13 protein-coding genes and 1 pseudogene are annotated in these 14,010 nt (G+C 65.4%); 10 read left to right on the top strand and 4 right to left on the bottom strand.

The window, feature by feature from the left end; genetic code table 11:
* The first annotated feature begins 47 nt into the window (after positions 1-47).
* A pseudogene (locus tag M0D43_RS10285) lies at positions 48-589 on the top strand (hypothetical protein).
* A gap of 54 nt (positions 590-643) precedes the next feature.
* On the opposite strand, the gene M0D43_RS10280 reads toward M0D43_RS10285, so the two are convergent.
* From M0D43_RS10280 to M0D43_RS10270, 3 genes are all read right to left on the bottom strand, one after another.
* Complete coding sequence (locus M0D43_RS10280) at positions 644-1,909, bottom strand: heme biosynthesis protein HemY (protein WP_252164538.1); 1,266 nt, start codon at positions 1,907-1,909, stop codon at positions 644-646.
* Positions 1,906-2,883 (bottom strand): uroporphyrinogen-III C-methyltransferase, encoded by a 978-nt coding sequence (locus M0D43_RS10275; protein ID WP_252164537.1) that lies wholly within the window; start codon positions 2,881-2,883, stop codon positions 1,906-1,908. Before M0D43_RS10275 ends, M0D43_RS10280 begins: the two co-directional genes overlap by 4 nt.
* Positions 2,884-2,986: 103 nt before the next feature.
* Positions 2,987-3,763 (bottom strand): uroporphyrinogen-III synthase, encoded by a 777-nt coding sequence (locus tag M0D43_RS10270; protein ID WP_252164536.1) that lies wholly within the window; start codon positions 3,761-3,763, stop codon positions 2,987-2,989.
* 204 nt (positions 3,764-3,967) lie between these two features.
* On the opposite strand from M0D43_RS10270, the gene M0D43_RS10265 reads away from it, so the two are divergent.
* The 6 genes from M0D43_RS10265 (at position 3,968) to M0D43_RS10240 (ending at position 8,122) form a co-directional block, all read left to right on the top strand.
* The gene (locus M0D43_RS10265; protein ID WP_252164535.1) at positions 3,968-4,777 is read left to right on the top strand and encodes a glycosyltransferase family 25 protein; all 810 of its coding nucleotides are present in this window, start codon (positions 3,968-3,970) and stop codon (positions 4,775-4,777) included.
* Between the two features lie 250 nt (positions 4,778-5,027).
* Positions 5,028-5,498, top strand: a complete 471-nt coding sequence (locus tag M0D43_RS10260) for a YiiD C-terminal domain-containing protein (RefSeq protein WP_101364818.1) — start codon at positions 5,028-5,030, stop codon at positions 5,496-5,498.
* A 28-nt stretch (positions 5,499-5,526) separates the two neighbouring features.
* Positions 5,527-5,949 (top strand): hypothetical protein, encoded by a 423-nt coding sequence (locus M0D43_RS10255; protein ID WP_252164534.1) that lies wholly within the window; start codon positions 5,527-5,529, stop codon positions 5,947-5,949.
* A gap of 75 nt (positions 5,950-6,024) precedes the next feature.
* The gene (locus M0D43_RS10250; RefSeq protein WP_101364760.1) at positions 6,025-6,459 is read left to right on the top strand and encodes a rhodanese-like domain-containing protein; all 435 of its coding nucleotides are present in this window, start codon (positions 6,025-6,027) and stop codon (positions 6,457-6,459) included.
* Between the two features lie 109 nt (positions 6,460-6,568).
* Complete coding sequence (gene secB, locus M0D43_RS10245; protein WP_010370592.1) at positions 6,569-7,081, top strand: protein-export chaperone SecB; 513 nt, start codon at positions 6,569-6,571, stop codon at positions 7,079-7,081.
* A 15-nt stretch (positions 7,082-7,096) separates the two neighbouring features.
* A complete protein-coding gene (locus tag M0D43_RS10240) occupies positions 7,097-8,122 on the top strand; it encodes an NAD(P)H-dependent glycerol-3-phosphate dehydrogenase (RefSeq protein WP_252164533.1) in 1,026 nt (341 codons plus the stop codon).
* A gap of 327 nt (positions 8,123-8,449) precedes the next feature.
* Here M0D43_RS10240 and M0D43_RS10235 read toward each other — a convergent pair whose 3' ends face one another.
* The gene (locus tag M0D43_RS10235) at positions 8,450-9,046 is read right to left on the bottom strand and encodes an OmpO family porin (protein WP_252164532.1); all 597 of its coding nucleotides are present in this window, start codon (positions 9,044-9,046) and stop codon (positions 8,450-8,452) included.
* Positions 9,047-9,420: 374 nt separating this feature from the next.
* Between M0D43_RS10235 and poxB the strand changes: the two genes are divergently transcribed.
* Genes poxB through M0D43_RS10220 form a run of 3 tightly spaced genes read left to right on the top strand, consistent with a single transcriptional unit; the run spans position 9,421 to position 13,953 of the window.
* Positions 9,421-11,130, top strand: coding sequence for a ubiquinone-dependent pyruvate dehydrogenase (gene poxB / locus M0D43_RS10230; protein ID WP_252165016.1), 1,710 nt, complete (start codon positions 9,421-9,423; stop codon positions 11,128-11,130).
* A gap of 49 nt (positions 11,131-11,179) precedes the next feature.
* Positions 11,180-12,622 carry a sensor histidine kinase gene (locus M0D43_RS10225; protein ID WP_252164531.1) on the top strand — a complete coding sequence of 481 codons (1,443 nt, stop codon included), beginning with the start codon at positions 11,180-11,182 and terminating at the stop codon, positions 12,620-12,622.
* Positions 12,607-13,953 (top strand): sigma-54-dependent transcriptional regulator, encoded by a 1,347-nt coding sequence (locus M0D43_RS10220; RefSeq protein ID WP_252164530.1) that lies wholly within the window; start codon positions 12,607-12,609, stop codon positions 13,951-13,953. Before M0D43_RS10225 ends, M0D43_RS10220 begins: the two co-directional genes overlap by 16 nt.
* Positions 13,954-14,010 lie beyond the last annotated feature (57 nt).

Here is a 14,010-nt window from a genome sequence, read left to right as displayed (position 1 = left end):
AATTCCCAATCCCGAATCCCGAATCCCAAACCAGCAAGGACGCATGGATGTTCACTGATGGATCCCGCGAGCCGCCCAGCCTGTCCCTGCCTCCGTCCAGTGGCGATGTGTGGCGCGAAGGCGATGTGCTGGTGTGCACGGCGGGCGCCAATCTGCCGCCGCGGTGCGTCAAGTGCAATGCGCCGGCAGATTGGCGCCACGTCGCTACATCTTGCACTGGCACCACCCGGTGATCTACGCAGCGCTGCTGCTGGGCGTGTTGCCTTACGTGATCCTGGCCATTGCATTGCGCAAGCGCAGCGCGCACGTGCTTACCTTGTGCGCGCAACACGAGCGCCGCCGCGTGCGCTATGTCGCGGTGGCGATGGCATCGGTCTTGGCGTTGCTGGTCTGCGGGCTGTCGATCGATAGCCAGTTCCGCTGGCTGAGCGGTGCCAGCGTGATGGCGGCGATGCTAATGATCGGACGGCTGGGCGCGCGCGTGCTATCGCCGACCCAGGTCGACCATGCGCAGGCGCGCTATCTGGGCGCCTGTGATGCCTTCCTGAGCGACCTGCCGCCACCGCCACAGGTCTCGCGCCAGCGCTGATGCTGCGGCGCACCTGGGATGTGCGTCGCTGCAACGTCGAACGGGCCGCATCGATTACAGGATGCGATCGTCCGGCGCGAGTGGGTCGGACACCGGCGTCGGGCCTGCCGATACCAACGGCCCAGGCAACGACTGCTGCGGCATGGGCGCATGCACCGGCTCGCCGCGGGCGGCACGCAACGCATTGGCGTAGCACTGCTGCGCCGAGAGCAGGTCGCCGGCGGCGGCAAATCCATGGCCCAACTCTTCCCAGGCCTCGCTGCCGGCGCCGTTGGCAAGCGCGCGGTGCAGGAACTCTTCGGCCTGCGACCACTGCTGCTGATGGCGCGCCAGACGTGCCAGCGTCAACAGCAGGCCCGGGCTGTCCGGAGACTGGGTGAGCCAGCGCTGCGCGCTGGCCCGGCGCGAATCGTATTTTTCCAGCGGCAGCACGCCGTACAGACGCACCAGCGATTCGTCCCACTGCGTATCCAGCGCCTGTTCCAGGCTGTGCACGGCGGCATCGTCCCAATGCAGCACCGCGGCACGTTGCGCGTAGGCGCCGACCACAGCCGGGTAGGTGCGCAGCGGCTTGGGCAGCGCTTCCCAACGCTCGGCCAGCGCATTGGCATCGCCGGCCTGCAAGAGGGTCTGTTCGGCCAGCGTGGCCTCCAGCGCGCTGTAAGCCTCCGGTGCCAGCACCGCCTGCTGACGCAAGGCGCCGAGCTGGCCGTAGGCCTCGTCGGCGCGTCCGATCTGCGTCAACGCATGCGTGCGCAGCAACAGGCCGCGTGCCGGCAGCGGCTGCGCGTTGGCGGCATCGAGTGCATTGATTGCCTCGACCGGGCGTTGCCGCGCCAGATGCCGCTCACCCTGCAACAGCGCGTGCGCCGTGGGATCGCGCTCGGCCAGCTGCTGTGCGAGCGCGTTGGCTGCTGCTTCGTCCCCGCGTGCATCGGCCACGCGCACTGCGCTGGCCAGGGCAATGCCGCTGACCTCATCGTCTTCGCTGGCACTGACCAGCAGCCGCTCGGCACGCTGCCATTGGCCATGATCGGCAGCGCGCAGGCCTTCGATCAAACGCGCACGGCCCTTCCTGCGGCGGTATTTGCCCCACACGCGAAACGGCAGGCTGATCAACGTCCACAGCAGCCATAGCACCAGCAAGGCGATCACCAGGATCAGCAGCGCCTGCGGCATCGCGGCGTGGTAGTCGTTGCCACCCACGCTGACCACCACATTGCCCAGGTCGTAGCTGTTCTGGTGCGACAGCCACTGCGCGCCAAGCACGCCCAGCGCCACGGCAACCAGCAGAATCAAGACGGTACGTAATACTTTCATTGGGTGGATCTCCCTTCACGCATGGCCTGCAGTTGCAGCAGGGTAGTGCCCAGTTCCGGCAGACGCGGACGCAGTGGCGCTTGTTGCAGGCTGCGTAGGCGTGCGCGCAGCTGACGACGTTGCGATGAGTCCGGCCACAGCCGGGTGGTCCAGGTATCCACGCGGCGCAGCGACTGTGCGAACCCGGCGGCATCGCCACGTTCCGCCGCTGCGCGGGCCAGGCTGATTTCGATCTGCAAGGCATCGCGCGCGGCATGCCGATCAGCACCGGTGAGCAAGGCATCGCCGCGGCTGGGACGGATGTCCACCAGCGGCGCCAGCACCTTTTGCCACCATGGCTGCGCCGCATCGCTGTCCTGGACGGTTTGTTCCGGCAGGCGCTGCACCTCAGCCGCCAAGCCGTCCAGGGTCTGGCCGACTTGTGCCTGTGGGCCGGCGCCGAGGCGATCCAGCGCATCGCGCTCCTGCACCAGTGCCTGCCTCAGATTGAGGTAGCCGGGGTCGTCGATACCGTTGAGCGCGCCATTGGCCAGCGCATACGCGCGCCGCGCGCCGTCGGCATCGCCGGCGATGCTCAGCCGTTGTTGGCCGAGCCGCAGCAGCAGCTCCACTTCATCCAGGCGCAGTGCTTGCGCGCCGTGTCGGTTGGGGTCGGCCAGCTTTTGCACGGTGTCTTCGAGCAATGCGCTGCGCTGACTCAGGCCCAGCATTTCATCGCGCAGCACGCGGTTGGTGGCGGCTGCATCCTGCAAGCGGTCATTGGCCAGGCGCTGATCGCGGCGCAGCGTTTCCAGCATCTGCTGAGTACCGTCCCAGCGTTGCTGCTGCGCCTGCGCGGCCTGCAGCTGTGCGCCCTGATAGCTCTGCCACGCGCGCCAGCCTAGGAACAGCGCCACGCCGACGGCTGCCACGGCCACTACAAGCAGCAGCCATGCCAAGGGAAAGCGTCGCGTGGGAGCGGGCATTTCGGTCATTCGGACATCCTCGGGCGGTCACAACCGGCGCAGGCGCCGCAGTCATCTGCCACAGCATGGCGTGCAGCGGCGGAGACCCGCAAGCTGTGCTTGAGTTCGCAGTTCAGCAAGGTCGCGGTGGTGTCACGATCGCTGCGGCAGCAGCGGCAAGCTGTACTGGCAGCGGGCCGTCTGCGCGTATGCGGTGGATGAAGCCAGCGGCGTGCGCGGCATCCAGCATGCGATCACTGGACGCGACCACCGGCCGCTGTTGCCACCTTTCAATCAGGGCGGCAGGCAGCTGCTGCAGGACTAGCGTCAGTGCCTCGGCGCTGCTCAACGCCAGTACGCTGCGCGGCAATGCGAGCGAGAAGGCGTGCATGGCCGATGCGCGCAAGCGCAGCGGGACGCGTTGATAGACATCGGCACGCACAATGCGCGCACCGCGCTGTTCCAGCGTCGGCGCCAGCATGCCGCGTCCGCCGGGCGCGGTGATCAGCCCGACGGCCTGCAGCGGCGACTGCAGTAGCGGCAGCGCCAGCAGTCCTTCGCTATCCATCCGCGTCGGGCGCACCACGGTGTCGATGCCGCAGGCCTGCAATGCGCGCGCAGTGCCATCGCCCACGCTCACCCAGTGTGCCTGCGCCGGCCGCTGCAGCGGCGCCAGACGATGCGCCGCCTGCACGGCCGCCGGGCTGGTGAACACCGCAATCGGTGCTGCCAGCGCCTGCCGCAGCGCATCCAGCGCCGGTGCGGTGTCGTTGGTCTGCAAGCGCCACGGCGACAGCGCAAGTACCCGTCCGCCATGCCGCGCAACTGCCCGCCGTAGCGGCGCATGTTCGCCGCTGGGGCGCAGCGAGATCAGGGTCCAGGCAGCATCGGGATGGGCAAGGCCGGTCATGGCGTAATTATGCGAGAGCGCTGCCACCTGCGGCGCAATGTCGCTGCATCTAGAGGGATGCCAGTGCGAATCGATGGCGAAGTGCCGGCAGCGGGAGCGATGTTTGGGCACCCTGACTGGCGCCCTTCGTCTCAGTCCAGAACCTATTGCAACCGCGGGGAATCCCGTCACGATCCTGGCCGATAACCGTGCTGGAGTGGCGTAGTGATCAAGTCCTACCTTATCAATATGCAGCGCAGTAGCGACCGGCGACAGGCCATGTCGGCGCGCTTCGATGCGCTGGGCGTGCCGTTCGAGCGCATTGCTGCGGTGGATGGCGCCACGTTGACGGCCGAGCAGATCGCCGACTTCGTACGCGAGCGTCCACTGGAAGGATCGGGCGATGCCTTCAGCACCGGCCCGCGCAAGTGGACAGCGTCCAACATCGGATGCTTTCTCAGTCATCAGGCGGCGTGGCGCATTGCGGCCGATTCCGCTGACGCTTACACCGCGATTTTCGAAGACGACATGCATCTGTCCGATGCGCTGCCGGCGCTGTTGCGTAGCACCGATTGGCTACCGGGCGGCAACAGCATCGTGCGCCTGGAGCCGTCCTACAACCGCATCAAGCTTGATGCGAAGGTTGCCGACGTCGCCGGGCGCCAACTGCGCCTGGTGCGCCCATCGACGTATCAACATTGCTGGCCGGTGTGCGCGGGTGCGCTGATCATCAGCAGGGATGCCGCGCGATTGCTGCTGGCTGCGGAGGCGCGCTGGCACACCATGGCCGATATTTTTTTGTTCGGTTGGAATGAGTCGCCAGTCGCGCACCAACTGTCCACGTATCAACTCTCGCCGGCCGCTTGTATCCAGGACAAGTTCTTCCATACGGCGGCGGAAAACGTCGTGTTCACCAGCACGATCGATATGCCGCTGACGCAAGCGCAAAAGCGGCGCAGCACGCATTGGAAAGCCAAAGCCACGGCGTTGCTGCGGGTGGCGCAGGGCTATCGCAAAGTGGTGTTTTCGCCTTAGCGCAGGGACCGCTGGTTGCCAAGGCCCTGGCAGGCATGCGGTTGGCCTGGCGTGCTGATTGCGTGCCCTCCGCTCTGGCATGCGGTTTCGGTCGATCTGTTGCATGCAACTACCAAGCGCAGCCGACCCGCGCGTCGCGTGCGGCGATGACTGCATTTACCATGCGGTGCCGCATGTCACGCAAGTGCACAAGACGCTTGCAGAACATTGCGGCATGATGCCGCCCTTCGCCGTCTTTCAGTCTTTGCCGATGCCTCCTTCGTGCACGCTCGCATCCGCCCTGCAGTCGCTGCAGTCGCAGTTCATCGCCATGCCACCGGTGCTGTCGATGGGCATTGCCGTCGATGGTTTGCACGATGGTGCGCTGCGCTTGCGCGCGCCGCTGCAGGCCAACGTCAACGACAAGGCCAATGCATTCGGCGGCAGCCTGGCCTCGCTGATGACACTGGCCAGCTGGGGCTGGCTGACCTTGCAACTGCAATTGGCCGGACACAGCGCCGATGTCTACGTTGCCGACAGCCAACTGCGCTACGTCGCGCCGGTGTACGAAGACCTGGTGGCCAATGCCGAGCCGTCCGAGCTGGGGAGCTGGGAGGCGTTTCTGGCAACGTTCCGGCAGCGCGGCAAGGCGCGCATCGGCATGCGTGCGCAGATCGCGCTGGGCTCGGGCGCCGCGGCAGCCACGTTGAGCGGGCGCTTCGTGGCGTTTCCAAAGCGGTAGGATGCGCGCTGGATCAGGGGGAATACGCATGCGTGCAATCATCACAACGGTCGTGCTGCTTGGGCTGGCGATGCTGAGCGGGGTCGTCAACGCCGGCAGCCGCGCCCAGGCGCGCGCGCTGGAAACCACCCAGGCCGCCTATACGGCCGCCGTGCGCTGGAACGATTTCGACGCCGCGCAGGGCTTCGTTGAGCCGGCGTATGCCCAGGCGCATCCGCTCAGCGACCTGGAACGTTCGCGCTACGAGCAGATACAGATCTCCGGCTACCGCGAGGTGCGCGTGGGCCAAGACCCCAATGGTGACCTGCGCCGCGAGGTGGAATTGCGCGTGATCAACCGCAACACCCAGGCCGAACGGCTGGTGCGCGGCATCGAGATCTGGCGCTGGAATCCCGAGCAGAAGCGCTGGTGGCTGGCCAGCGGTCTGCCCGATTTGTGGAAAGGCCAATAGCCTGGCCCCTGCGCGCTGGGCGTCGCGTGCGCCAGCTGTGCGACAATTCCCGCCCGCTCGACTGACCCTGACCCCGTGAATTTCGAAGAGCTGCAGGCCTTTGTCGGCCGCAACCCCATGTTGTCGCTGGCCCTGGTGGGCCTGACTATCGCCCTGATCGTCACCGAGGTCGCGCGCCTGTTCCGCGGCTATCGCGCGCTCACGCCGGCCCAGCTGACCCGTCTGATCAACAGCGACAACGCGCTGGTGATCGACCTGTCGCCGACGGCCGATTTCGAAAAAGGCCACATCGCCGGCAGCCGGAATGTGGCACTGGCCAAGTTCGACCCGGCCGGCAAGCTGCTGGCCAACGCCAAGGCCTCGCCCGTGGTGGTGGTCTGCCGCAGTGGCACCACCTCCGCTGGTGCAGCCAAGACGCTGAAGAAAGCCGGTTTCGAGCAGGTGTATTGGCTCGAAGGCGGTGTCGCTGCCTGGCAGATGGCCGAGCTGCCACTGATCAAGGGCCGCTGATCCGCCTTGTGCGGCGACCGGCAAGCCCCCATTGCTGGCGTGAGAGACTCGCGCTTTCACGTCTGCATCACTCAACGCTGCATCCACCGAATCGTTTCTGGAGTTAGGAATGTCCGACGAAATCCTCAACGGCGCCGCTGCGCCGGCCGACGCCGCTGCTGGCCCCGCCTTCACCATCGAAAAGATTTACGTCAAGGACGTGTCCTTCGAATCGCCGAACGCACCGGCCGTCTTCAATGACGCCAACCAGCCGGAGCTCCAGCTGAACCTCAACCAGAAGGTCCAGCGCCTCAACGACAACGCTTTTGAAGTGGTGTTGGCCGTGACCCTGACCTGCACCGCCGGTGGCAAGACTGCCTATGTGGCCGAAGTGCAGCAGGCCGGCGTGTTCGGCCTGGTCGGCCTGGAGCCGCAGGCGATCGACGTGCTGCTCGGCACCCAGTGCCCGAACATCCTGTTCCCGTACGTGCGTACGCTGGTCAGCGATCTGATCCAGGCTGGTGGCTTCCCGCCGTTCTACCTGCAGCCGATCAATTTCGAAGCCCTGTATGCAGAAACCCTGCGTCAGCGCCAGAACGAAGGCACCTCGCTGGCCGATTCCGAGCCGGCTGGCAACGCCTAAGCCTTGATTGCGCCGATGAGCGATTCGACCCACAAGATCGCCGTTCTCGGCGCCGGTTCCTGGGGCACGGCCCTGGCCGCGCTGCTCGCCAGACACGGTCACTCGACCGTGCTCTGGGGCCGCGATGCGGCGATGGTGGACATCATCGCCCGCACCCATGAGAACGTGCGTTATCTGCCGGGCATTCCACTGCCCGACAGCCTGCGTGCCACCACCGACCTGCAGGCGGCCGTCGCTGACGCCACCTGGATTCTGGTGGTGGTGCCCTCGCATGCGTTCACCGAGACAATCCGGCTGATCGCACCGCTGCGCCCGGCGGACGCGGGCGTTGCCTGGGCGACCAAAGGGTTCGAACCCGGTTCCGGGCGGTTTCTGCATGAAGTGGCACGCGACATCCTCGGCCCCAGCGTTCCGCTGGCCGTGGTGACCGGGCCCTCCTTCGCCAAGGAAGTCACGCTCGGCCTGCCGACGGCCGTCACCGTGCACGGCGACGATGCGACGTTTGCCCAAGTGGTGGCCGACGCGATGCATGGCCCCACTTTCCGCGCCTACACCGGCGACGACATGGTGGGCGCCGAACTGGGCGGTGCGATGAAAAACGTGCTGGCCGTGGCTACCGGCGTGGCCGATGGCATGCAGCTTGGCCTCAATGCACGCGCTGGTTTGATCACACGTGGCTTGAACGAGATGCTGCGTCTGGCGGCGGCGATCGGCGCACGTCCGGAAACCCTGATGGGCCTGGCCGGTTTGGGCGATCTGGTGCTCACCTGCACCGGCGATTTGTCGCGCAACCGTCGCCTGGGCCTGGCGTTAGGCCGTGGGCAGAGTTTGAACGATGCGATTCGCGAGATCGGCCAGGTGGTCGAATCGGTGCAGACAGCCGACGAGGTCATGCGCCAGGCCGAACACCACGGCATCGAGCTACCCATCTCCAACGCTGTGCGCGCGGTATTGCATGGCGAAATCACTCCGGAAGCAGGCTTGAAGGAATTGCTGGCACGCGAGCGCAAGCCCGAATATCCGCAGACCTTGTTTACCTGACGACACAGCGGCACTTGGGTGCCCATTGCGAAGATGCAGAACAAAACGCCCGGCACTGCCGGGCGTTTTGTTGATTGGCTGCTGTGCGGCGTACGTAAAGCTTCGGCGGATCAGGCGTCAGGCATTGCTACGCACCCAACGCGGACGCGGCCACTTCCCCGTGGCAAGGTGCATCGTTGGTGAGGATTCCCCAGTGCAAAGCGCCGCGTTAGGCAACGTGTGCGGACATACCGCCAACCGATCGCGCAAAAGAAAGAAGCCCGGTCGGGGGACCGGGCTTCCAATGCAACGCGGGAGAGAGAGTCGCGTTGCAGTTCAACGTGCGGCTTACCAGCTGAAGCGCGGGCCGACCGACCATTCCTTGTTGCCGTCGCCATCCATACGGATGTCGCCGTTGATGCCCCAGTTCTGGTTCAACTTCACCTGGGCGCCAAGGCGGCCGTAGAAGTTGTCACCGATGTCGATGCCACGCTTCTTGGAGAAGTCTTCGTAACCAGCCAGTGCATAGACTTCGAAGTGCTCGCCGAAGGCGTTACGCAGACCGGCTTCAACGCTGTAGCCGTCGAAGCTGATGTTCGGGGTGTCCAGGTCCAGCTTGCGGTACGCAACGCGGGCAACGAAGTCCGTGCTGGTGGCGATTTCGTGGTTGAAGCCCACACCGACGCCCCACTGCTGGAAGTCGGAGTTGGTGTTTTCGAACACGTTGTTGTTGTCGTCAGCATTCTGCTTGCTGTAATCGCCGAACACGTGGAAGTTCGGAGCGACGGCATAAGATGCCTTCACGCCCCAGCCGTCCGCATCGCGGCCTTCGGTCGGAGTGCGCACGTAGTCGCCTTCGACGAAGTTGTAGGAGAGGTTTTCAGCAGCCGAAGCCGCAAACGGCAGAGCTGCGAGAAGGCCGAGGGCCAGCAAAGAAGTCTTCATGATCGGGATACCTATACTTATTTGATTGGGCCGGCGCTGAGGCGAATGCCGTTCGCTGCCGAGATGTAAATTCTCCGTTATTCGATGGAACGCGACATGAATTCTGGACTGACCAGTTGATGAATCATCGCGCCAGATTCAGCTGCGCTTTCTTGTGTTGCGTGCAGATGCGCGTACGGCAAGTGCAAACGTGATGCTCTAGCGCTTTTGTAGCGCCGATGTGAGGCTTGTGTGCACAAGTGCGTAGATCGCCTGGTTTTGCAGCGTTTGGCGCGAGCTCGCTACACGAGCACATTCCACTGACACCGCCGCTGGGAGCATTGCACGCTTGTTGAACATACGTGTGGAGCTGCATCGTGGCGAAGAAGAGAACGGTGGCGCGGTTTCTGGCCGAAACGCTGCAGAGCGCTGGGGTTGAGCGGATCTGGGGGGTGACCGGCGACAGCCTCAATGGCTTGACCGACGCGCTGCGCGAAATGCAGACCATCGCGTGGATGCACGTGCGTCACGAAGAAGTTGCCGCGTTCGCCGCAGGCGCGGAGGCGGCAGTGACCGGCCAGTTGGCGGTGTGCGCCGGCAGTTGCGGGCCGGGCAACCTGCATTTGATCAACGGCTTGTTCGACTGCCATCGCAGCCGGCAGCCGGTGTTGGCGATCGCCGCGCACATCCCGTCGTCCGAGATCGGGCTGAATTATTTTCAGGAAACCCACCCGCAGGAGCTGTTTCGCGAATGCAGTCACTTCGTGGAATTGGTGACCAACCCGGCGCAGTTGCCGGAAGTACTGCATCGTGCGATGCGCTCGGCGATCCTGCAGCAAGGTGTGGCCGTGGTGGTGATTCCCGGCGATATCGCATTGCTGGATGTGGACAAGCAGATCTCCAGCGAATGGCCGGCACTGCGTCAGCCGCGTGTGCTGCCTGCCGTCGAGGATGTGCGGCAATTGGCCGAGCGATTGCAGCAAAGCAAAGCGGTGACCTTGTTGTGTGGTAGTGGCTGCGCCGGCGCACATGATGCGGTGGTGGCCTTGGCCGATACCTTGGGGGCACCGGTGGTGCATGCGTTGCGCGGCAAGCAATACGTGGAGTGGGAAAACCCGTTCGATGTCGGCATGACCGGCCTGATCGGTTTCAGTTCCGGCTACCACGCGATGCTCAACTGCGACACCTTGATCATGCTGGGCACCGATTTTCCGTATCGGCAGTTCTATCCGAAGGACGCGACCATCGTGCAGGTGGATCGCGACCCGAGCGCGCTCGGTCGGCGCACCCCGTTGCAGTTGGGCATCGCCGCCGATGTAGGCGAAACCATCGCGGCATTGCTGCCGCACTTGCAGCGCCGCGAAGAACGCGGCTTCCTGGAAAAATCGCTTACGCACTACCGCAAGGCGCGCGAAGGCCTGGACGATCTGGCGGTGCCGGCAGATCCGGGCGAGCCATTGCACCCGCAGTTCGTGACCCGGTTGATCAGCCAGATTGCCGATCAGGATGCGGTGTTTACCTGCGATGTCGGCACGCCCACGGTATGGGCGGCACGCTACTTGCGCATGAACGGCAAGCGCCGCTTGCTGGGCTCGTTCAATCACGGCTCGATGGCCAATGCGATGCCGCAGGCGCTGGGCGCGCAGGCGGCATTTCCTGGGCGGCAAGTCATTTCGCTGTCGGGCGATGGCGGCTTTGCAATGCTGATGGGCGATTTCATCTCGCTGGCGCAGTTGAATCTGCCGGTGAAGGTGGTGGTGTTCAACAATGCCTCGCTGGGGTTTGTGGCGATGGAAATGAAGGCGGCCGGGTACCTGGATACCGGCACCGAGCTGCGCAATCCGGACTTTGCGGCGATGAGCAACGCAATGGGCATCCTTGGGATTCGCGTGGATGAGTCATCGCAACTGGAACGCGCATTGCGGCAGGCCTTCGCGCATTCGGGTCCGGCGCTGGTTGATGTACGCATCGCCACGCAGGAGCTGGCGGTGCCGCCGGCGATCAAGCTCGAACAGGCCAAGGGCATGGGCCTGTATCTGCTCAAGGCGGTGATGAGCGGGCGGGGTGATGAAGTGATCGAGCTGGTCAAGACCAACCTGCGTTAATTCAGTTGCACTCGCGCACACTGGCTGACCTCTTCAGGCCGCTTCGCCCATGCCCCGTTCGCTGCTCCGGCAACTATTGCTGATCTGGATCGTGATTGTGGCCGCCTGTCTGGGCGTGGCCACGGTGTTGTACGGCTTGTACCGGCAGACCGAGGGCGTGCGGCTGGAGGAGGCGCGGCAGCAATTGAGCGGTCAATGCGCGCGCATCGTGCAACGCTATGTCGGGGCCAGCGAGGCGGCACGTAGCGGCGACGATGGCGTGGGCCTGGCGGCGGTGGTGGTGCACCTGGTGCTGGCCGATGCCCCAGGTGTCGAAGGTGGCGTTTGGGACCTGCACAAGGGCTTTGTTGCCTATGCGTACCCGACCTACGACGGCAGCGATCACAAGACCGATATTCCCGCTGCGGAGTGGGCCAATATCGTCAGGACGGCGCAGCAGAGCGTGAGCGAGAAGAAGGCGGCGCAGTACCGTCGCAACGGTCGTCGCGAGGTGCTGCTGATCAGCGCCTGTCCGCTGTCATCGAACAGCGCGGCATGGACGATGACCCGGGTGCCGGCCAGCAAGGCCGATGCCTGGCGGCCGCTGGTCGTCGGCATGCTGTTGATCTTCGCCATGGTGGCGATGTCGGCGATTGCGCTAGGCGTGTTGGTGCGGCGCTGGAGCCAGCGCCTGCAGCGCATCCAGCAGGCGCTGGCCGCCGACACCCAGACGCCGCATATCCCGCCGACCGGCACGCCGGAGCTGGACCGGTTGGGCGCAGCGGTCAATGACTATGCGCAACGCAACGCGCAGGCACTGGCGCAGACCCGCCGCCTGGCCGACGAGTTGTCGCGACACGAACGGCTCGCTGCACTCGGACGCATGACGGCCACGGTGGCGCATGAAATCCGCAACCCGATCGCCACGATGCGGTTGGCGCTGGAAAACGAAATCGCGCGCCGCGATGCGACGCCGGACGACGCCGCGCATGGCGAGTTGATGCTTGGGCAGATCCGTCGCCTGGATGGCGTGGTCGAGAGCCTGCTCGGCATGGTGCAGCCGATCCGCCTGCAGCTGGAGACGGTGGTGGTGCAGGACTGGCTGACGGCCCTGCTGGAGCCGATCCTGGCGCCTCCCGGCACGCTGCCGCCCCGCGTGCTGCTGCCGGCTGTGCCGCTGCGCTGGACCCTGGATCCGCAGCAACTGGGGCGTGCGGTGCACAACCTGGTGCGCAATGCCGTGCAGCATGCCGATCCAGGCAGCGAGGTCACGCTGCAGGCGGCAGACGTGGAGGGCATGTTGCAGCTGCAGGTCTCCAACCGTGGCGCGGCAATCGCTGAACCGATCGCTGCGCACTTGTTCGAACCGTTCGTCAGTGGCCGCACGGATGGCAATGGTCTTGGGCTGGCGCTGGTGCGCGAGATCGCGCGCGCACACGGCGGGCAGGCACGCTACACACATGCCGACGGGCTGACGCATTTCATCCTGGAGTTGCCATGGCGTGCATCCTGATCATCGACGACGATGCGGCGTTTCGCACGACCTTGCAGGCCACCTTGCGCTCGCTCGGGCACACGGTGCTTGCGGCCGACAACGGGCCGGACGGGCTGGCGCGGCTGAGCGAGGGCGGGATCGACATGGCGTTCGTGGATTTCCGCATGCCGGGCATGGATGGCATCGCGGTGCTGCGTGCACGCCTGGACGACGCGCAGGCGCGGCAGGTGCCGCTGGTGATGCTGACCGCCCATGTGTCCAGCGGCAACACCATCGAAGCGATGACGTTGGGTGCCTTCGATCATCTGGTCAAGCCAGTGGGACGCGCCGACATCGTCGAGGTGGTGGAACGCGCGCTGCTCAGCCGTGCCGATGCACAGGCAGCAGCGACGGAAACGCAACAAGCCCCGCACGAGGACGACGATGCGTTGGTCGGCCACAGCCCGGCGATGCGCACGGTGCACAAGCGCATCGGGCTGGCGGCGGCGTCTGATCTGCCGGTGCTGATCACCGGTGAAACCGGCACCGGCAAGGAATTGGCCGCACGCGCTTTGCACCGCGCCAGTCAGCGCGCCGAGGCGCCGTTCGTTGCGGTCAACTGCGCGGCCATTCCACTGGAGTTGATGGAAAGCGAGTTGTTCGGCCATCGCAAGGGCGCGTTTTCCGGCGCCAGCAGCGACCGTCTTGGGCTGATTCGCGAAGCCGATGGGGGCACCTTGTTTCTCGACGAAATCGGCGACATGCCGCTGCCGATGCAAGCCAAGCTGCTGCGCTTCCTGCAGGAAGGCGAGGTGACGCCGTTGGGCGGCAGCGGCCCGCAGAAGGTGGATGTGCGGGTGCTGGCCGCCACCCATCGCGACCTGGCCGCCTGCGTGGCCGACGGGCGCTTTCGCAGCGATCTGCGTTACCGCCTGAATGTGGTGCCGATCGAATTGCCGCCATTACGAGAACGCGGCCAGGACATCCTGCTGCTGGCGCAGCACTTTCTGAGCGCCAATGCAGCGCGCGCGCAGAGCCTGTCGCCGGCTGCACAGGAGCGCCTGCTTGCGCACCGCTGGCCTGGCAACGTGCGCGAGCTGCGCAACGTCATGCAGCGCAGCCAGGTCATGGTGCGCGGTACCAGCATCGATGCGGCGGATCTGGACGAAGCGCTGGCCGAGGCCGGCGAGGCGCCGCCAGATGGTGCGTCGGCGCCGACCGGGACACTGCCCGAAGCGGTGGCGCGGCTGGAAAAACAGATGATCCAGTCGGCTCTGGAACAGAGCCAGGGCAACCGCGCCGAGGCCGCGCGCCGGCTGGGGATCCACCGGCAACTGCTCTATCGCAAGCTGGAGGATTACGGCCTGTGACGATCGCGCGCATCGACCGCCGACCGGGTTGCAGCTGTCCCCGAACTGGACAGGGTG

This window comes from Xanthomonas prunicola, assembly GCF_025266575.1.
GTDB lineage: Bacteria > Pseudomonadota > Gammaproteobacteria > Xanthomonadales > Xanthomonadaceae > Xanthomonas > Xanthomonas prunicola.
This window is presented reverse-complemented; position numbering and strand designations above follow the sequence as displayed.